Source organism: Streptomyces sp. Mut1, assembly GCF_030719295.1.
In the GTDB taxonomy this organism is placed as follows: Bacteria; Actinomycetota; Actinomycetes; order Streptomycetales; family Streptomycetaceae; genus Streptomyces; species Streptomyces castrisilvae.
The window spans coordinates 388,789-408,902 of record NZ_CP120997.1; the positions used below are offsets into that span (position 1 = coordinate 388,789).

Annotated in this window: 8 protein-coding genes; 3 read left to right on the forward strand and 5 right to left on the reverse strand. The window is 73.4% G+C overall.

The window, feature by feature from the left end:
* Positions 1–2: 2 nt before the first annotated feature.
* Positions 3–758: an IclR family transcriptional regulator gene (locus P8A18_RS01560; protein ID WP_306051009.1), complete on the reverse strand. Its 756-nt coding sequence runs from the start codon at positions 756–758 to the stop codon at positions 3–5.
* 253 nt (positions 759–1,011) lie between these two features.
* Between P8A18_RS01560 and P8A18_RS01565 the strand changes: the two genes are divergently transcribed.
* Together P8A18_RS01565 and argB are read left to right on the forward strand one after the other, a co-directional pair.
* A complete protein-coding gene (locus tag P8A18_RS01565; protein WP_306051011.1) occupies positions 1,012–4,386 on the forward strand; it encodes a pyruvate carboxylase in 3,375 nt (1,124 codons plus the stop codon).
* 105 nt (positions 4,387–4,491) lie between these two features.
* Complete coding sequence (argB, locus tag P8A18_RS01570; RefSeq protein WP_306051013.1) at positions 4,492–5,340, forward strand: acetylglutamate kinase; 849 nt, start codon at positions 4,492–4,494, stop codon at positions 5,338–5,340.
* A 52-nt stretch (positions 5,341–5,392) separates the two neighbouring features.
* Here argB and P8A18_RS01575 read toward each other — a convergent pair whose 3' ends face one another.
* Both P8A18_RS01575 and P8A18_RS01580 read right to left on the reverse strand, forming a co-directional pair.
* Complete coding sequence (locus P8A18_RS01575) at positions 5,393–5,920, reverse strand: GNAT family N-acetyltransferase (protein WP_306051015.1); 528 nt, start codon at positions 5,918–5,920, stop codon at positions 5,393–5,395.
* A 75-nt stretch (positions 5,921–5,995) separates the two neighbouring features.
* Positions 5,996–6,208 carry an MbtH family protein gene (locus tag P8A18_RS01580; RefSeq protein ID WP_306051017.1) on the reverse strand — a complete coding sequence of 71 codons (213 nt, stop codon included), beginning with the start codon at positions 6,206–6,208 and terminating at the stop codon, positions 5,996–5,998.
* Positions 6,209–6,357: 149 nt separating this feature from the next.
* On the opposite strand from P8A18_RS01580, the gene P8A18_RS01585 reads away from it, so the two are divergent.
* Positions 6,358–7,488: an alpha/beta hydrolase-fold protein gene (locus P8A18_RS01585; protein ID WP_371933628.1), complete on the forward strand. Its 1,131-nt coding sequence runs from the start codon at positions 6,358–6,360 to the stop codon at positions 7,486–7,488.
* Between the two features lie 7 nt (positions 7,489–7,495).
* Here P8A18_RS01585 and P8A18_RS01590 read toward each other — a convergent pair whose 3' ends face one another.
* Positions 7,496–9,196 carry an ABC transporter ATP-binding protein gene (locus tag P8A18_RS01590; RefSeq protein ID WP_306051021.1) on the reverse strand — a complete coding sequence of 567 codons (1,701 nt, stop codon included), beginning with the start codon at positions 9,194–9,196 and terminating at the stop codon, positions 7,496–7,498.
* Entirely contained in the window at positions 9,183–20,084 is a 10,902-nt protein-coding gene (locus P8A18_RS01595; RefSeq protein ID WP_306051023.1) for a non-ribosomal peptide synthetase, read from the reverse strand. Before P8A18_RS01595 ends, P8A18_RS01590 begins: the two co-directional genes overlap by 14 nt.
* Between the last annotated feature and the right edge of the window lie 30 nt (positions 20,085–20,114).

Below are 20,114 nucleotides of genomic sequence, written 5' to 3' on the forward strand. Positions count from 1 at the left end.
GCTCAGCCGGGCAGCGAGAGGTCCCTGGACACCCGCAGGGCGGCCGCCAGCAGGCCCTCCCGGACGCGGGTGGTCCGGTACATCCGGTCCGACCGGAACGAGATGCCGAGGGAGCCGACCTGCTCGCCGTTGTAGACCGGCACCGCCACGCAGGTGGTGCCGCGCACGTACTCCTCGCGGTCCATGACGACCGGGGCGGGTGAGCCGTCGAGCTGCGCGATCAGCTCGTCCGGGTGCGTGATGGTCCGGGGTGTGAGGCCGGTCAGGGCGTGCCGGGAGAGGTAGTCGGCGCGCGCCTCCTCGTCCAGTTCGCGCAGCACGCTCTTGCCGAGGGCCGTGGCGTGTCCGGCCTCCTCGACCCCCACCCAGAGGTCCACGCGGGGGGTCCGCGCGCTGTCCGCGATCTCCATGATCCGGATCTCGCCGTCCTCGTACAGGGTGAGGTAGGAGGCGGCCGAGAGTTCGTCGCGCAGGGCACTGAGGACGGGCCGGACGCGCCCGGGAAGTTCCTTGGCGCCATGTCCGGCCGGGGGGCCGGAGGCGGTGCCGGCGAGGGCGTACGTGTGGTCGTCCGGCTCCGTCAGATAGCCGTCCCGCACCAGCATGGGCAGCAGTGCGCCGGCTTCGGCCGGGGCGATTCCCGCCTCCCGGGCCAACTGCTCCCCGGTGGCGTCGCCCTCGTGTTCTCCGGCGGCCTCCAGGAGCCGCAGTGCGCGCCGGACTGCGGCGACGGGCTCGGAGCCGGCGTGGTCGGCCATGACCCCAGCATGGCCCCGCTCCCCGGTGGCCGCACCCGGGCAAGGTTTCCGGGACGTGACACAGGCCATCTTTTGTGCCCGCGATCTCCGGGGAAGTCTCGGGTACGGTGACGAACACTTCGGTCCCGGAGAGTCACGGAGCCCCTCGCCGCCGCCTCGCGGCCCCGCGACGCGGCTTCGCGTGCCCGAGCCGGACCGCCCGTGCTTCCGTCCCTCCTGACGCCACTCGCTCGTGACACGACTGGGGAGTTTGATGTTCGACAAGGTATTGGTCGCCAACCGCGGGGAGATCGCCATCCGCGCGTTCCGCGCGGCGTTCGAGCTCGGCGTCTCCACCGTGGCCGTGTTCCCGTACGAGGACCGCAACTCCCTCCACCGGGCCAAGGCCGACGAGGCCTACCGGATCGGGGAGCCCGGGCACCCGGTGCGGGCGTACCTGTCGGTGGACGAGGTGGTCGAGGCCGCGCGCAGGGCGGGGGCGGACGCGATCTACCCGGGTTACGGCTTCCTGTCGGAGAACCCGGACCTGGCGGCGGCGTGCTCGGCGGCCGGGATCACCTTCGTGGGGCCTCCGGCGTCGGTGCTGAACCTGACGGGCAACAAGTCCCGTGCGGTGGCGGCGGCCCGGGAGGCCGGTGTTCCGGTGCTGAAGTCGTCCGAACCGTCCGAGGACGTGGACACCCTCGTCGCGGCCTCCGAGGACATCGGCTTTCCCGTCTTCGTCAAGGCGGTCGCCGGTGGCGGCGGGCGCGGCATGCGCCGGGTGGCCGAGCCGGCGGAGCTGCGCGAGGCGATCGACGCGGCGATGCGCGAGGCGCGGTCCGCGTTCGGTGACGCGACGGTCTTCCTGGAACAGGCGGTGATCAACCCGCGCCACATCGAGGTGCAGATCCTCGCCGACGCCGAGGGCAACGTCGTACACCTCTACGAGCGGGACTGTTCGCTCCAGCGCCGCCACCAGAAGGTGGTGGAGATCGCGCCCGCCCCGAATCTGGACCCGGCCCTGCGCGAGCGGATCTGCGCGGACGCGGTCGCCTTCGCCCGGCACATCGGGTACGTCAACGCGGGCACCGTCGAATTCCTCGTCGACGAGCGCGGCAACCACGTCTTCATCGAGATGAATCCGCGCATCCAGGTCGAGCACACGGTGACCGAGCAGGTCACCGGGCGCGACCTGGTGATCGCGCAGCTGCGGATCGCCGCCGGCCTGACGCTGCCCCAACTGCACCTCTCCCAGGACGACATCACACTCACCGGCACCGCGATGCAGTGCCGGATCACGACGGAGGACCCGGCCAACGGGTTCCGTCCGGACACCGGCACGATCTCCGCCTACCGCTCCCCCGGCGGCCCCGGCGTCCGGCTGGACGGCGGCACGGTCCACACGGGTGCGGAGGTGTCCGCCCACTTCGACTCGATGCTGGTCAAGCTCACCTGCCACGGCCACGACTTCGCCAACGCGGCGCGCCGGGCACGCCGGGCGATCGCCGAGTTCCGCATCCGCGGGGTGGCGACCAACCTGCCGTTCCTGGGCGCCGTGCTCGACCACCCGGACTTCCGGGCGGGGCGCGTCACGACCAGCTTCATCGACACCCATCCCGAGCTGATCCGGGCCCGGCCCTCCGCGGACCGCGGCAGCCGGATGCTCAGCTACCTCGCCGAGACCACGGTCAACCGGCCCTACGGCCCCCGCCCCTCGGTCATCGACCCGGCCGGGAAGCTGCCCGCGCTGCCGCCGGGCACGCCGCCGCCCGGCTCGCGTCAGCGCCTCGCCGAGCTGGGCCCGGAGGCGTTCGCCGCCGAGCTGCGCGCCCAGCCGGCCGTCGCGGTCACCGACACCACGTTCCGCGACGCCCATCAGTCCCTGCTCGCCACCCGGGTGCGCACCCGCGACCTGCTGGCCGTCGCGCCGCATGTCGCGCACACCGTCCCGCAGTTGCTGAGCCTGGAGTGCTGGGGCGGCGCCACCTACGACGTGGCGCTGCGGTTCCTCGCCGAGGACCCGTGGGAGCGGCTGGTCAAGCTCCGTGAGGCGGTGCCCAACATCTGTACGCAGATGCTGCTGCGCGGCCGCAACACGGTCGGGTACACGCCCTACCCGACCGAGGTCACCGAGGCGTTCGTCTCCGAGGCGGCGTCGGCCGGGATGGACATCTTCCGGATCTTCGACGCCCTCAACGACGTGTCGCAGATGCGTCCGGCGATCGACGCGGTGCGCGCCACCGGCACCTCGCTCGCCGAGGTGGCCCTGTGCTACACCGCCGATCTGTCCGACCCCGGCGAGACGCTGTACACGCTGGACTACTACCTGCGGCTCGCGGAGCAGATCGTCGAGGCGGGCGCGCATGTGCTCGCCATCAAGGACATGGCCGGGCTGCTGCGCCCGCCCGCCGCGCGCACCCTGGTCACCGCGTTGCGCGAGCGGTTCGACCTGCCGGTCCACCTGCACACCCATGACACGGCCGGCGGGCAGCTGGGCACGCTGATCGCCGCGATCGACGCGGGGGTGGACGCGGTGGACGCGGCCGTCGCGTCGATGGCCGGCACCACCAGCCAGCCCCCGCTGTCCGCGCTGGTGGCCGCCACGGATCACACGGAGCGCGCGACGGGCCTCTCGCTCCAGGCGGTCGGCGACCTGGAGCCGTACTGGGAGGCGACCCGCAAGGTGTACGCCCCCTTCGAGTCGGGGCTCGCGTCTCCGACCGGCCGGATCTACCACCACGAGATCCCGGGCGGTCAGCTGTCCAACCTGCGCCAGCAGGCCATCGCGCTGGGCCTCGGCGACCGCTTCGAGCTCATCGAGGACTGCTACGCGGCGGCCGACCGCATGCTGGGCCGGCTGGTGAAGGTGACGCCGTCGTCGAAGGTGGTGGGTGACCTGGCGCTGCACCTGGTGGGCGCGGGTGTCGAGGCCTCGGACTTCGAGTCGGACCCGGGCAGGTTCGACGTGCCGGACTCGGTGATCGGTTTCCTCCGCGGTGAGCTGGGCGACCCGCCCGGCGGCTGGCCCGAGCCGTTCCGCACCAGGGCCCTGCAGGGCCGTCCTACGAGGGCGCAGACGCCGTACCTGTCGGACGAGGACCGCGCGGCGCTGCGCGAGACGCCGCGCGCGACGCTGAACCGGCTGCTGTTCCCCGGCCCGACCAAGGAGTTCAACGCCCACCGGGAGGCGTACGGCGACACCTCGGTGCTGCCGACACCGGACTTCCTGTACGGGCTGGAGACGGAGACCGAGCACACCGTCACGCTCGATCGCGGGGTCACGCTGCTGATCGAGCTGGAGGCCGTGTCCGAACCGGACGAGCGCGGTTTCCGCAGCGTACTGGCCACGCTCAACGGCCAGTTGCGTCCGGTGTCGGTGCGGGACAGGTCGGTGGCGACCGAGGTGAAGGCGGCGGAGAAGGCGGACCGCGCCAACGCCGGTCATGTCGCGGCGCCGTTCGCCGGGGTGGTCACGCTCCAGGTGGAGGAGGGCGCTTCGGTGTCGGCGGGTCAGACCGTGGCCACCATCGAGGCGATGAAGATGGAGGCCTCGATCACCGCCCAGTCCGCCGGGGTGGTGCGCCGCCTCGCCATCGGCCGGGTCCAGCAGGTCGAGGCGGGCGATCTGCTCATCGAGATCGGCTGAGCCTTCGCCGGGTTCCACCCGGCCCGGCCCGCCGTCGGGGCGACAGCTCCGCCGGCGGGCCTTTTCGCCACCAACGCCGAGCCAATTAAGGTTAGGCTAAGCTAAATGGAAGAGGATCTGAGACCGGCCGTCGTCATCAAGTTCGGCGGCAACGCCATGGTCGACGCGAGCCTGCAACAGGCGTTCGCCCAGGATGTCGTGGAGTTGTGGTGCGAGGGTCTGCGCCCGGTCGTCGTGCACGGGGGCGGCCCGCAGATCAGCGCGATGCTCGACCGCCTCGGCCTGGAGAGCCGTTTCGAGGCGGGTCTGCGGGTGACCACGGCGGAGACCATGGACGTCGTGCGCATGGTGCTCTCCGGCCGGGTCCAGCGCGAACTGGTGGGCCACATCAACAGCCACGGCCCCTACGCGGTGGGCATGACCGGCGAGGACGCGCACACCTTGACGGCCGTACGGCGGCCCGCCTGGGTGGACGGCGTGGCGGTGGACATCGGCCAGGTCGGGGACATCGTGGAGGTGAACCCGGACATGGTGCGCACCCTCCTGACGCGCGGTCACATACCGGTGGTCTCCCCCGTGGCGAGGGGTGCCGACGGGCAGGTCTACAACGTCAACGCCGATCTCGCCGCGTCCGCCCTGGCCGTGGCGCTGGGGGCCGAGCGGCTCGTGATCCTCACGGACGTGGCGGGGCTGTACGCCGACTGGCCGCGCAGCACCGAGGTGATCGGGCGGCTGACGGCGGACGCGCTGGACGGGCTGCTGCCGGGTCTGGCGAGCGGCATGCTGCCCAAGATGGAGGGCTGCCTGCGGGCCGTGCGGGGCGGGGTGGGCCGGGCGGACATCCTCGACGGCCGGGTGCCGCACGCGGTGCTGCGGGGCGTCCTGGGCGACAACGGCGCCGGCACGACCGTGGTCCCCGGCACCTCGGCGGACCACGTCACGAGCACGGTCTGACGCGAGCGGCGCCGGGCCGGACGCTCCCGCGCGTCCGGCCCGGCGCCCCCGCTCACAGAGTGCGGGCGAGAATCAGCGCGTTGCGCCGGGGGTCCAGGGATTCCGCCCAGACGCGGGGTGCCTGACGTGCCGTCACCGGCGTGAAGCCGTACCGGCGAAACAGCCGGCCGTCCCCGGTGGTCGCGGTGAACAGGGCGCCGAGCGACTGGGTGTGCGCCAGGGCCAGCGCGGTCCGCAGGAGCGCCGCTCCCACGCCGCGCCCCTGCCGGTGCCCGGCCACGCAGAAGTTGTACAGGACACCCGTGGGGGCCGGCTCCCCCGCCGGCCCGTCCGCGTACACCCGCAGGCCCGCACAGCCCTCCAGCCCGCCGCCGGGACCGGCCGCGACGAGGAATTCCGCCACGCGGGCGGCATACAGGGCGTCCGGCCGCTCGCGCAGCTCCCCCGACCGCGCGAAGGGCCGGGAGAGTTCCGCGAGCCCGGCGGCGTCATCGGCTCCGGCCGTACGGATACGGAGTGCCGGCGCGCGGGCCGCCGGCGGGCAGGGTGGCGGGAGGGGGCTCGGCGTGGCCGTGGTCAAGGCTGTCCTTCCTCGGTTCCACGAAACGGGAGCGCTCCGGCGGGCCGGCCGCCGGAGCGCGTCAGGAACGGGAGGTCAGGCGTCCATCATCGCGGAGAGCGAACGGGGCCGCAGATCGGTCCAGTTGGCCTCGACGTAGGCGAGGCACGCCTCGCGCGTGTTCTCATCGAAGGCGACCGTCCAGCCCCCGGGCACCTCGGCGAAGGACGGCCACAGGGAGTGCTGGCCCTCGTCGTTCACCAGGACCAGGAAACGGCCTTCGGGGTCGTCGAACGGGTTGGTGCTCATACGGGCGGTACCTCCTCGGGCCAACGGGCCGGTGACGGCCGCGTCGAGAGTGCGCGTCAGTTCGTCAGGAGAAAAATAGCTTAGGTTAGGCTCGCCTAATAAATCGTGAGCTTAGCCTCTCCCTTTCCCTCAGCACAAGGAGACCCCTCATGCCTCCCGGTGACCGAACGGATCCGGTCATGACCGGCCTCGCGGCCGGCGCGACAGGCCCCTTCGCCGGATTCGGACTGCCCGGCGAGCCCGGCACCGACGCGTTCTGGGCGGCGGCCCGGAGCCCGGTGCCCCGGCGCGCCGAGGGCGGCGGCTGGGTGACGCTGTTCCTCCGGCGCGGCTCCCCTGCCGACATCGCCTTCGAGAGCTGGTCGCAGCCGGTGCCCCTGCGCCGGTGGGGTGCCACGGACTGCTGGTACGCCGAGGTGCCGATGCCCGCGCGCCTGCGGGTGACCTACCGGTTCATCACGGACGAGGGAGCGCACGCGGACCCGCTCAATCCCTCCGCAGCCGGGGGCGACCGCTCGATCGCCGCCACCCCGGACGCCCCGGCGCAGCCGTACTGGCCCCTCGTCGGCGTGGACGACATCCTGCCGGTGCCGGCCACCCGGCTGCGCTGGACGTCCGCGCGGCTCGGCGGGCGCCGCACCGTGCGGGTCCATCCGGTGGGCGGTGGCGGGCCCGTGGTGCTGCTCCTCGACGGGGACGACTGGCTGTATCTGCACCCCGCCATGACGGCGTTCGAGGCGGCCGTCGCGGGCGGCGCCATGGAGCCGGTCACGCTCGTCTTCCTGCCGGCCAAGGACCGGGCGGCCGAGTTCGCGTGGCGGCCCGAGCTGTGGGAGGCGGTCCGGGACGAACTCCTGCCGCTGGTCGCGGGGTGCGGGGAGCCCTCGGACCCGGACCGGCTGGTGGTCGCCGGGCAGAGCCTCGGCGGGCTGAGCGCCCTGTACGCCGCCCTGGAGTTCCCCGGCCTGGTGTCGCGGGTGGCCTGCCAGTCGGGGTCGTTCTGGTGGGCCCCCGGCCTCGCGCACCGTACGGACCCGCTGGACGGCCCGGCGGGCGGCGCCGCCGCCGCCCGGCTGCGGGAGGGCCCCGGCCTCCCGGGCCTGCGGATCGCCTTCGACGTGGGCGAGCACGAGACGCGGATGCTCCCCCACTGCGAGGTGGTCGAGGCCCTGACGGAGCGGGCCGGTGCGACCGTACGGGTGTCGCGGTCCGCGTCCGGCCACGACCGTGCGGGCTGGCGGCACGCCCTGCTGCGGGACGTCGCCTGGGCGCTGGCCTGAGGTCATGTCATCTGGCCACCGCCAGGCAGTACGCCTCGTCGGTGGCCAGCAGGTTGCGGTGGGTGTCCTCGGCCGTGATGACGCCGTCGTCCAGCACGAGGACCCGGTCGGCGGCGTCCAGGACGGCCGGGCTGCTGGTGATCACCACGGTGGTACGGCCCCGGCGGAGCTTCGCGATGTTGCGCGCGATGAGCTGCTCGGTCACCGCGTCCACGGCGGTGGTCGGGTTGTGCAGCACCAGGACATCCGTATCGGCCGCGAGGGCGCGCGCCAGGGAGAGGCGCTGGCGCTGTCCCCCGGAGAGGTTGGCCCCGCGGTCGCGGATCGCGTAGTCGAGCCCCTCGCGGTGGAGGGCGACGACATCGGTCAGCATGGACGCCTCGACGGCCTCGGGGACCGTGCGGCTGGTGCCCGACGGGTCGATGTTGGTCCGCAGGGTGCCGGCGAAGATCTCCCCGTCGTACGGGTTCACCAGCAGGTGCTCCCGGATCGCCTCGGCCGACAGCTCCGCGAGGTCCTGCCCGCCGACCCGCACCACTCCCTCGTACGCCCCGGGCGGGACGCGTACGGCGAGGATCGCCGCGAAGTCGGCCGCCGCGCGCGGCCGGTAGGCGGTGACGGCCACGAACTCCCCCGCGGCCACCTCGAACTTCAGCCGGCGCAGCTCCCCGTACCGGACGCAGTCGATCTCCAGCGGCCCGCCCGGAGCCGGACGTCCGGACCCGGGGGTGCCGACCGGCGGGGCGGCGAGGACCAGCGCCATGCGCTCGGCCGAAGCACGCGCCATCATCACGTACTTGGGCATCTCGGAGAACATCTTGAGCGGCTCCATGATGAACTGCGCGAGGCCGACCGCCATGACGAGTTCCCCGATGTTGATCCGGCCGTCGAAGGCCAGGTAACCGGCGGTCAGGGTGACGGCGGTGGCCAGGCCCGCGTTGAGGGCGAGCGCGGTGCCCGCGTACACCCCGTTGACGCGGGCGACGGTGACCGACTGCTGCTTCGCCTCGGCGCTGACGCGGCGGTAGGAGCGGAACGCGGCGTGGTTGCCGCCGAAGCCGTGCAGCGGGCGCAGGCCGGTGATCAGGTCGGCGACCTTGGCTCCGGCCCGCGCCACCCGGGCCTGCTGTTCCTGGGTACTGGCGCCGATCCGCCGGGACATCACGCTCAGCACCGACAGGATCGCGACGGTGCCCACGATCACCAGCAGTCCGAGCCGCAGGTCGGCCAGACCGAGAGCGACGGCGGCGACCAGGACCGCGACCATCGAGCTGATCAGCAGCGGCACCACCTCGATGATGTCGGCGGTCTGGTCGGCGTCCTCGGTGGCGATGGTCAGCACCTCGCCCGACTTCAGGTCCACGTCCCGGGCCACCGGCTGGAGGCCGCAGGCCGCGACCCGCACCCGCCAGCGGTGTGCCTCGGTGGTGTTGGCCTTCTGCAGGGCTCGCATCCCGAACCGCCAGGACAGCGAGACCGTCGTGATGATCACGGCCAGGGCGCCGATCGACACCCCGAGCGAACCGAGGCTGCGGTGTTGCAGGGTGTGCTCGACGATCAGGCCGAGTGCGATGGGGAAGGCGGTCTCACCGGCCTGGTACAGGCCCATGAGGACGGTGCCCCGGGCCATGGCGCCGACGTTGCGCCGCAGGGCGGTGCGCAGGATGTCGGCGCCCCGGCGGGGCCGCTGGGTGTCAGGAGTGTTCATCGAGGTGGCCGGCAATCGCTTCGGGGGTTCGCAGGGTCAGCAGGTCGCGGATGGTGATCACTGGACCGTACTCCCGTCTCAGCAGCCCGGTCAGCCGGACCGCCAGCATGGAGTGACCGCCGAGGGACACGAAGTCGCTGACCGCGCTCACCTCGTCGTCGTCCAGGTCCAGCGCCTCGGCGAAGAACTCGCACACCGTGATCTCCGTGCCGGTCTCCGGTGCGCGCTCCCCCGCCCCGGTCAGCACGCCCAGGGGCTTGGGCTCGGGCAGCGCCCTGGTGTCGGCCTTGCCGTTGACGGTCAGCGGGATGCTGTCGACCTCGGCGTAGTGCGAGGGGCGCAGGAAGTCGGGGAGCGCGGCGCCCACTTCGGCGGCGACGGCGGCCAGGCCGGCACCGTCCAGCACGAGGTAGGCGGCCAGCCGGTACGCCCCGTCGGCCTGGGGGTCGCGCTGGGCGACCGCGGCGGCGAACCGTACCGCCGGGTGCGCGGCGAACGCGGCCTCGACCTCGCCGGGTTCGACCCGGTGGCCGCGGATCTTGACCTGCTGGTCGGTGCGGCCCAGGTACGCCAGATCCCCGTCCGGCCGCCGCACCACCAGGTCCCCGGTCCGGTACATCCGCTCGCCGGGCGCACCGAAGGGGCAGGCGACGAACCGGTGGGAGGTCTGGGCGGGCTGCCCGAGGTATCCGCGGGCGATGCCGATGCCCGAGACGTACAGCTCGCCGGGGACGTTGTCGGGCAGCGGGCGCAGCCACGGGTCCAGGACGTACACATCGGTGTTGTCGATGGCCACGCCCACGACCGGGTCCTGGCACTCGAAGGTGCCGACGCCGAGTGTGTTGATGGTGTACTCGGTGGGCCCGTAGAGGTTGTAGCCGGCCGTCCCCTCCGTCTCCGCGAGCCGCCGCCACAGCCCCGGGGTGACGGCCTCACCGCCCAGCAGCACCAGGGCCGGGCGCCGCTCCGGGCTGTCGAGCAGCCCCTCCGCCACCAGTTGCTGGGCGTAGGTCGGGGTGACGTTGACGACGTCGATGCCGTGCGCGAGGCAGTACGCGACCAGCCGGGGCGCGTCGCGGCGCAGTTCCTCGTCACAGATGTGCACCTCGTGGCCGTCGGCCAGCCACAGCAGTTCCTCCCACGACATGTCGAACGCGAAGGACACGGTGTGCGCGATCCGGAAGGTGCGGTGGCCGTGCTCCGCGAGGACCGGTTCGAAGATCCGCCGCTGGTGGTTGACGAGCATGTTGGTGAGCCCGGCGTACTCGGTCACGACGCCCTTGGGCCGCCCGGTCGAGCCAGAGGTGTAGATCGTGTACGCGGGGTGCCGCAGGCGGCCGGGGTCGTCGGGCGCGAACGTGGTGTACGGCCCGGCGGCCGGCAACGGGCGGTCCAGCTCGATCAGTTCACCGGTCAGCCGGGGCGCGACGGCGCTCACGGTGAGGATCACCTCGGGCCGGGCGTCCGCGACGATGGCCCCGATCCGTTCGTCGGGATGGTCCAGCTCCAGCGGCACGTAGGCGGCCCCGGTGCGCAGCACGGCGAACAGCGCCACGATCGAGTCGAGGGAGCGGGGGACGGCGAGGCCCACGGACCTCTCCGGTCCGATGCCGCGCCCGGCGAGCACCCCGGCCACCGCGCGGCTGCGGTCGCGCAGTTCACCGAAGGTCAGGGCCGAGCCGTCGGCGACGAGGGCGACGCGCTCGGGATGGCGGTCCGCGGCCCGGTCGAAACGGTCGACGACGGTGTCCGTGCCGATATCCGTGCGGGCGGCGGGTGCGGGTGCCGGTTCGAGGCCGGGCAGGGCGCCCAGCGGTCCCGTGGCCCCGGCCAGGTCCCGCAGCACCCGCAGGTAGCCGTCGAGGAGGCGGCGGGCGCCGGCGGGGTCGTCGTCGCGGTGTTCCAGCTTGACGGTGAGCCGCTCGCCGGGCGTGACGACCCAGGTGAACGGGTAGTGCGTCGAGTCGTCGGCCGCGACCGATGTGATGCCGTGGGTGGCGTTCATCTCGGCGAGTGCGTCCAGGTCCAGGAAGTTCTGGAGCACGAAGAGATTGTCGAACAGGGTGTCGTGGCCGGCGGCCCGCTGGATCTCGCCGAGCCCGAGATGCTCGTGGTCCATCGCCTCGACCCGGGCGGTCTGGACGGCCGCGAGGTACTCCGCGGCGGTGTCGTGCGGCCGGGCGCGGGTCCACATGGGCACGGTGTTGAGGAGCACGCCGACGATGCCGGCGAGGCCCTCGCCCTCGCGTCCGGAGACGGTCACGCCGAACACGGCGTCGCCGCGGCCGGTGTGGGCGCCGAGCAGCAGGCCGAACGCCCCGGTGAGCACGGTGTTCAGCGTGACGCCGTGCACCCGCGCGGCTTCCCGTAGCCGCTCGGACTCTTCGGCGGACAGGGTGTGCACGAGCGCGTGCGGCAGGGCGTCGGTCTGCGCGGGCCGGGGTCCGGCGAGCAGCGTCGGGCCGGTGAGGCCGCTCAGGTGCTCCGCCCAGAAGCGTTCCGACGCGGCGGGGTCCCTGGCCGCGAGGGTGCGGGCGTAGTCCTCGAAGCCGGGCGTGCGCGGCGTCGGGTCGTCCGGTCGCTCCCCCGCCACGACGGCCCGGTAGGCGTCGAAGAGGTCCCGCAGGAGGATCTCGCGGGACCAGCCGTCCCACAGCAACAGGTGGTAGCTGAGCAGCAGGCCGTCGCGGTCGCCGGGCAGCCGCACGACGGTCAGCCGGATCAGCGGCGGCTCGCCGGGGTCGAAGCCGGTGTCGCGGTCCCGGGCGCGCAGCGCGTCGGCCTCGGCGTCCGTGGCCAGGTGGACGGTGCGGACACCGACCCGGGTGCCGGCCTTCAGGATCTGGACCGGGTTGCCGTCGTCGTCGGTGGTGAACCCGGCCCCGGCGACGGGGTGCCGGGCGATGACGTACGCCATGGCCTCGGCGAGTGCGTCGGTGTCGAGGCGCCGGTCGAAGGTGAAGTAGCTCTGCGCGACGTAGTGCCCGGCGGTGCCGGCCAGCTGGGCCTGGAAGTACAGGCCGCGCTGGAGAGGGGTGACCGGGGCCGTGCGCTCGGCGGTCGCGGCGGTGTCCGCGATGTGTTCGAGCGCGGCCCGCCAGTGCCCGGTGAGGGCGTCGGGGATGCCGTCGGCGAGGGTGAACGCGGCGTGCAGGCTGCCGGTGGCCGCGTCGGTCCAGGCGTTGACCTCGACGGCGTACGGGCTGTCGCCCTCGCCGCCGGTGAGGTGCGGGACGTCGGACTCGCCGCCCCTGCCGAGGTAGTTGAAGAGGACCTGTGGGTGGGCGGTGAGTAGGGGGGCCGTCTGCGGGTTGAGGTACCTGAGCCAACCGTAGGCGACGTGCCCGGATTCGTCGGGCCGGCGCTCGGTGACCTCCCGGGCGGCCGCGACGGGGTCGGTGTGGGCGGTGAGCCGTACGGGGGCGATGGAGGTGAACCAGCCGACCGTGCGGGTGTAGTCGTGGTGTTCCAGGGCCGGCACCCGGCCGTGCCGCTCCAGGTCGATCGCGAGATCGGTGGGCACGGGCTGGACGCGGGTCAGCGCGGTGCGCAGGGCGCCGCACAGCAGCTCGGTGAGGCCGATGCCGAGCGCGGCGGGTGCGGTGCGCGTCACCCGGTCGCTCACCTCGGGGGCCAGGACGACGGTGGTCCCGCGCAGCTTCCCCGGTGCGGGCCCGGGCAGCGGCGCGGGCGCTTCGAGCACCGTGATCCAGTCGCCCAGGCTCCCGGTCGTGCGGGCGGCCCGGGCGGTGAGCGCGTCGGCGTACTCGGCGTAGGGGGTGGTTCCGGGTGCGAGGGGTTCCCCGCGCAGGGCGGTGGCCAGGTCGTCGAGGACGATCAGCCAGGACACGGCGTCGACCGCGAGGTGGTGCGCGGTGACCACGAGGGTGCGGGTGGCCGGCAGCCAGGTGAACGCGACGACGACGCCGGACTCGGGGTCCAGGCGCCCGGCCGCCCCTTCGGCGGCGGCCGTGGGGTCGTCGCTGTCCGACGGTGTGACGGTGACCTCGTGGAAGGGTTCGGTGCGCGGGGTCCAGACGCCGTGGGTGGTGTCCAGCCACAGCCGCAGGGCGGGGTGTGCGGCCACGAGGGCGTTCGCGGCGCGTTCGACGTCGGAGAGGGTGGTGCCCTCGGCCGTCACCAGAACCCTGGCCTGGGCGAACCGGGCGAGCGAGCCGCCCAGTTCACGCCGGCGCAGCATGATGGGCGTCGGCGCGAACGGGCCGTCCTCGCGGCGTTCCCGCTGCGGTGCGGCGGTCCGGGGCGCACGCGAGCGCAGCTCCTCGGCGATGGCGCGCGGGGTCTTGAACAGGAACACGTCCCGGGGCGCGATGGCCAGACCGGATGCCCTGGCCCGGTTGATCACGGTGATCGCGACGATGCTGTCGCCGCCGGCCATGAAGAAGTCGGTGTCCTCGTCCACGGCGGTGCCCGGCAGCGCCTCGGCGAAGATCGCGGTCAGCCGGGCCCGCGCGGACCCGTCCGCCGCCACCGGAGCCTCGTCCTGACGTGCGGCGGCGTGCGCCGCCAGCGCCTTGCGGTCCAGTTTGCCGTTGACCGTGAGGGGCAGTGCGCCGACCGTCAGCACCTGGCCGGGCACCATGTGCGCGGGCAGCTTCTCGCGGAGCAGCGCGGCGAGGCCGGTGGGGGCCCGGCCCACGACGTGTGCGACGAGGTGGTCACCGCCGTCGGCCGGGGTGACGGCCACGTCGACCACACCGTCGAGCTCTCTGACCGCCGCCTCGACCTCGCCGAGTTCGATGCGGAAGCCCTTGAGCTGCACCTGGTCGTCGGCGCGCCCGGCGAACTCCAGCTCCCCGTCGAGGGTGCGGCGGGCGAGGTCGCCCGTGTGGTACATCCGGGAGCCGTCGTTCGCGAAGGGGTCGGCGACGAACCGTGCGGCGGTGAGACCGGGCCGGCCCAGGTAGCCGAGGGACACCTGCTCGCCGGCCACGTAGATGGCGCCGACCCGTCCCGGCGGCACCGGCCGGAGCCGGTCGTCCAGCAGGTAGGTGGTCAGGCCGGGGACCGGGCCGCCGATCGGGCTGACGTCGGCGGTGAGGTCCTCGTCGGTGAGCACCCGGTGGGTGACGTGGACGGTGGTCTCGGTGATGCCGTACATGTTGACCAGTTCGGGCGACCCGGTGCCGTACCGCTCCACCCAGCCGCGCAGCCGCGCGGGGTCGAGGGCCTCGCCGCCGAAGATGATCCGGCGCAGCGCGGTGGCGCGCTGCCCGGCGTGCCGGTCGGCCTCGATGAACTGGTAGAAGGCCGAAGGGGTCTGGTTGAGCACGGTCACCCCGCGCTCGCGCACCAGCCGGTGGAAGTCCACCGGGGAGCGGGTCAGCCCGTAGTCCGGCACCAGCAGCTCGCCGCCGTGCACCAGTGCGCCCCACAGCTCCCAGACGGCGAAGTCGAAGGAGTACGAGTGGAACTGCACCCACACGTCGTCGGGTCCGAACCCCATGGCGGGCCGGGTGTTGGCCAGCAGCGCCACCACACCCGAGTGCGGGACGACGACACCCTTGGGCCGGCCGGTCGATCCGGAGGTGTAGATGACGTACGCGGGATCGTGCGGGTCGGGCCCCGCAGGTTTGGCGGGCGGCTCGCCCGTCGGTGCCGGCTCGTCGCCGAGCACGAGGACCCGGGCCGGTATGCCTGCCCGGTCCAGCAGGGCGGTGAAGCGTTCCCGCTCGCCGGGCAGGACCAGGAGGGCCTGCGGGGCGGCGTCGGTGAGGATGTACTCCAGCCGTTCGTCCGGGTGGGCGAGGTCCAGCGGTACGTAGGCCCCGCCGGCCGAGACGACGGCGACGAGGGCGGTGACCTGCTCCAGGGAACGCGGGACGGCGACGGCGACACGGCGGCCGGGACCGATGCCGGCCGCCCGCAGGGCCGCGGCCAGCCGGTCCTTCGCGGTGGCCAGTTCGCCGTACGTCAGGGAGGCGGCGGCGCCGTCCAGGGCGCAGCGGGTGACGGCGACGGCCGCCGGGTCGCGGTGGGCGGCGGCGTCGAACAGGGCGCCCAGGGTGGCCTGTCCGAACGGCGCGGGGTGCGCGGTGTCCTCGGCGGTCAGCTCATCGGCCGGGGTGCCGGGCCGGGTGAGGAGGCCGGTGAGGGCGCGGGTGAACGTGTCCAGGATCCGCCGGGCGCTCGTCTCCCGAAGGAGCGCCCCGTCGTGGATCAGGTTGAAGCGGGGCCGGCCGTCCGGTGTGCGCTCCACGACCAGCGTCAGCGGGTAGTGCGGGGCTCCCTCGTTGACGATGCCGGTGATGACCAGCTCGTCGCCGGGCTTGCGCAGGCCCGCCACATCCGTCGCGACGTCGAAGACCACCAGGGTGTCGAAGCGGGCGCCGGGGCCCGCCTGCTTGCCGATCCTCGCCAGTGAGACGTGCTGGTGCGCCAGCACCGCGCTCTGGTGTTCCCGGACGGAGGCGAGCAGCTCACCGGCTGTGCTGGTGGCTCCCCAACGGGCGCGTACCGGAATGGTGTTGATGAACAGGCCCACCATGTCGGCGATGCCGGGCACATCGGCGTCGCGGCCGGACACGGTGGAGCCGAACACGACGTCCCTGCCGTGCAGCAGCCCGCCCAGCGTCACCGCCCAGGCGCTGTGCACGGCCGCGCTGAGCGGCACACCGGCCCGACGCGCGGCCGCGTCGATGTCGTACGCGGGCTCGACGGCGATGTCGGCGAAGCGGTCGGACGGGGTGTGCCCCTCGGCGACCAGTGAGGGTCCTGGCAGACCGGCGAGCTGCTCGCCCCAGACCCGGTCGCTCTCCGCGTCGTCGCGTGCGGCGAGCAGGCGTACGTAGTCGGGGAAGCCGCCCGCCCGGTACGCGGCCCCGGGCCGGTGGTACTCGGCCAGCAGGGCGCGGAGCATCGGCGGCACGGACCAGCCGTCGGCGAGGATGTGGTGCACGGTCTGCACCAGCACGGTACGGCCGGGGCCGCCGCGCACGAGCGTGTACCGCATGAGCGGTCCGGCGGCCAGGTCGAATCCGGCGCGGCGGTCCCGTTCGGCGAGGTCGCGCAGTTCGTCGTCGGTGATGCCGGGCCGGTCCAGGACGGTGAAGGGCGCCTCGGCGCCGTTCCGCAGGACGGAGACGACCCGGCCGTCGGCGAGGGCCACGAACCGGGCGGACAGATTGGGGTACAGCGTGAGCAGCCGGGTGGCGGCCGCCTTCAGCCGCCCGGTGTCCACCTCGCCGTCCAGGGTGAGGAGTTGCTGCTCGACGTAGCTGCCCGCCGAGTCGTCGTCGAAGACCGAGTGGAAGTACAGGCCCTCCTGCAACGGGGTCAGCGGCAGGATGTCCCGCAGCCCGGGTCCGTCCAGGGCGTCCACGTCGGCCTGGGTGAGCGGGACGGGGGCGAAGTCGCTGGGCGAGTGCCCGCCCCCGTCGAGCGCGGCGAGAGCGGTCAGGGCGTCCTGGAAGTAGCCGCCGAGGGTGTCGATGTCCTCGTCGGTGAACATGCCGTCGGGCCAGGAGACGGTGGTGACGAGGTGGTGCGGGCCGTCCGTGCCGGGTTCGGCGATCGCGTTGAACTCCAGGGCCCGGGGCAGCCGCATACCCGGGTCGCGCTTCTCGCCCAGCCGGCCGGTGGTGCCGGCGAGCTGCCAGTGGCCGCCGGTGCCCGCGTCGAACCGGCCCAGGTAGTTGAACAGCACCTGGGGTGCGGGCGCGGGTCGCAGGGTGCCGTGCAGGTGGCGCAGGACGCCGTAGGACAGGCCGTTGCCCGGGACCCGGGCGAGGTCCTCCTTCACCGCCTTGAGCGCGGCGGCCAGGCCCGCGGGGGTGGTGAGGTCCGCTGCCGGGCCGGGGTCGACGGTGACCGGGAAGAGGGTGGTGAACCAGCCCACGGTCCGCGACAGGTCGGGCTCGAATCCCGCGGCGTCCGCGACCGCCTGCCCCTCGCGGCCGTGTCCTTCGAGTTCGATGTGGGCGTACGTCTGGTCCTGCCCGAGGTCGCGCCGCCACCGGGCGAGGGCGACCGCGAGCGCGGTGAGCAGGACGTCGTTGACGCCCGCGTGGAACTTCGCGGGGATCTCGCCGAGCAGGGCGGCGGTGGTGCCGGGGCCGGCCGTGAAGGTCCGCGCGCGTTCCCGGGCGACGGTGTCGTCCCCGGTCAGGGGGCGGCGGCCCAGGGGCAGGTCGGGGCCCGGCAGGGGCCTCAGGTAGTGGTCCCGGTCGGCGTCGAAGGTGTCGCGGCCGAGCAGTTCGGCCCATCGGCGCAGCGATGTTCCCTCGCGGGTCAGGTGGACCGGTGTGCCCGAGGTGAACTGCTGCCAGGCGGTGGCGAGGTCGTCCATCAGGACGCGCCAGGAGACGCCGTCGACGACGAGGTGGTGGGCGACGACGGCCAGTTGCCGTGCCTCGCGGCGCCAAACGGCGCGCAGCATCACACCGTTGTCCGGGTCGAGCCCGGCGGTGGCGAGGGCGATACAGGCGTCGAGCGGTTCCTCGCTCGCCTGCCAGGCGGCGACGGCACCGTCCGCCTCGGGTATGTGGAAGCCCCAGTGCTCGCCCCGCACCAGTCGGGCGCGCAGCATCTCGTGCCGGCGGAGCACCGCGGTGAGGACCTCGTCCAGTGCGTCGTCGGTCAGCTCCGCCGGGGTGTTCAGCACCACGGACTGCACGAATCCGTCGATCGCGTCCGTGGCCTCGCCGAGCCACCGCACGATGGGTGTTCCGGGGACGGGTCCGGTCGCCTCGTCGTCGTCCCGGGCGGTGGAGACGTCCTCGCGGCTCGCGGCCGCCGCCAGTTCACCGAGGACGCTGTGGGTGAAGATCTGGCGTGCCGTGACATGGAGACCGGCCTTGCGCAGGGCGCTCAGCAGGGATATCGCCAGAATGCTGTCGCCGCCGAGCCGGAAGAAGTCCTGGTCGACGCCGACCGTGTCCAGCCGCAGCACCTCCGCCACCGCCGCGCACACGGCGCGTTCCTCGTCGGTGACGGGCGCGGTGACCGGCCCGGTGGTGAGCACCGGTTCGGGCAGCGCGGCCCGGTCGGTCTTGCCGTTCGCGGTGAGCGGGAAGGCGTCCAGCACGACGGTGTGGGCGGGCACCATGTACTCCACCATGTGCGCCTCGGCCCACGTCCTGACCTCGTCCGGCGTCAGCGCCTCGCTGCCGGCGGCGGGGATCACGTACGCCACCAGGTAGGTGCCTCCCGCCGTGTTCTTCCGGGCGACGACGCAGGTGTTCCGGACCCGTGGGTGCTCGGCGAGCGATGCCTCCACGTCCTCGATCTCCAGCCGCATGCCGCGGATCTTGACCTGGTTGTCGGCGCGGCCGAGGAAGTCCAGTGAGCCGTCCGGGGTGAAACGGGCGAGGTCGCCGGTCCGGTAGAGCCGGGAGCCGTCCCGGGCGAAGGGGTCGGCCACGAACCGGGACGCGGTCAGCCCGGGGGCGTTGACGTAGCCGCGGCCCAGGAGCAGTCCGCCCGCGTACAGTTCGCCGCCGACCCCGGTGGGCACCGGACGCAGTTCACCGTCCAGTACGTAGAGCCGGGTGTTGGGGTTGGCCCTGCCGATGGAGGTCGACAGGCGCTCCGCCTCGCCCCGGTAGACGATGTGGGAGACCCCGATCGTCGTCTCGGCGGGGCCGTAGCCGTGGTACAGGGGGATGTCGAGGCGGGTGCGGAAGCGCTCGTACAGCTCGGGGGTCAGTACCTCGCCGCCGCACCAGACGTGCCGCAGGCTGTCCAGCCGTCCCGATTCGCCGGTCATCTCCAGCAGTACGTCGAGCATGGAGGAGACCAGGTAGGTGAAGGTGACCCGGTGTTCGGCGATGACGCTCAGCAGGTGGTGCGGGTCGCGCTCGCCGCCCGGCCGCAGGACCACCAGCCGGGCGCCGGTCACCAGCGGCAGGAAGATCTCGTTGACGGAGATGTCGAAGGACAGCGGCGCCTTGAACAGGGACGCGTCGTCGTGGCCGAAGCCGAGGATCTCGTGGGCCTGCCACAACAGCCTTTCGCTGATGGACTCGTGACGGATCATCGCGCCCTTGGGACGCCCGGTCGAGCCGGAGGTGAAGATCACGTAGGCGAGGGCGGCTCCGGGGACGGCGACGTCCGGCGCCTCGGCGGGGTGAGCGGCGAAGGCCCAGGCGCCGAGGTCGACGGCCACGGCTTCCGGCTCGTCCGGGGCGCGCTCGCCCGAGCTGTTGAGCTGGAGGACGATCCGGGCGTCCTCGGCGACGGCGGCCCGCCTCTCCGCGGGCCACAGCGGGTCGAGCGGTACGAACGCGCAGCCCGCCCGGAGCACTCCGAGCAGGGCGATGACCATGTCGGCTGACCGGCCGAGCGAGATGCCGACGACCTGTTCGGCGGTGAGCCCGCGCGCGACGAGGTCGTGGGCCAGCTGGCCCGACAGCTCATCGGCTTGACGGTAGGTCAGGGTCCGGTGCCGGTCCACGATCGCTACGGCGTCCGGTCGGGTCCGCGCCTGCTCGCGGAAGAGTTCCATGACCGTGGGGCGGTCCCGGTCCGCTTCGGTGTCGTTCCAGCGGGCCAGGTCCGCGATCCGGGCGGCGGCGCCGGACGGGGCGATGGTGCCCAGCGGCCGGTCGGGGAAGTCGGCGAGGTCGTCCAGGGCGAGCTGCGCGGCGGCCCGGTCCACGCCCTCGGGGAGCGTGATGCTCCGGCCGTCCGCGCAGGCCTCCCAGCCGGCGGGTGCCGAGCCGCCGTTGTCGGCCCGGGCCAGCACATCGGCGAAGAGCGTGGCGGGGGTCAGCCCGATCCCCTCCGGGCTCCGGCCGGTCGCCCAGTACGCCAGCCCGATGGCGCAGGCTTCGGCGAGGGTCCGGTCGTCGCGGTCCCCGGTCCGCCGCCGCAGGGCTGCCAGACCCTGGGGGGAGAGCCGCACGAGGTGATCGCTCGGTTCCGACATCGAGGACTCCGCTTCTCTTCCGAGGTATTT

Excerpts from the sequence above, each read along its gene's own strand:
- P8A18_RS01560 (WP_306051009.1), bottom strand. The coding sequence starts at position 758 with ATGGCCGACCACGCCGGCTCCGAGCCCGTCGCCGCAGTCCGGCGCGCA.
- P8A18_RS01565 (WP_306051011.1), top strand. The coding sequence starts at position 1,012 with ATGTTCGACAAGGTATTGGTCGCCAACCGCGGGGAGATCGCCATCCGC.
- argB (WP_306051013.1), top strand. The coding sequence starts at position 4,492 with ATGGAAGAGGATCTGAGACCGGCCGTCGTCATCAAGTTCGGCGGCAAC.
- P8A18_RS01580 (WP_306051017.1), bottom strand. The coding sequence starts at position 6,208 with ATGAGCACCAACCCGTTCGACGACCCCGAAGGCCGTTTCCTGGTCCTG.
- P8A18_RS01585 (WP_371933628.1), top strand. The coding sequence starts at position 6,358 with ATGCCTCCCGGTGACCGAACGGATCCGGTCATGACCGGCCTCGCGGCC.
- P8A18_RS01590 (WP_306051021.1), bottom strand. The coding sequence starts at position 9,196 with ATGAACACTCCTGACACCCAGCGGCCCCGCCGGGGCGCCGACATCCTG.
- P8A18_RS01595 (WP_306051023.1), bottom strand. The coding sequence starts at position 20,084 with ATGTCGGAACCGAGCGATCACCTCGTGCGGCTCTCCCCCCAGGGTCTG.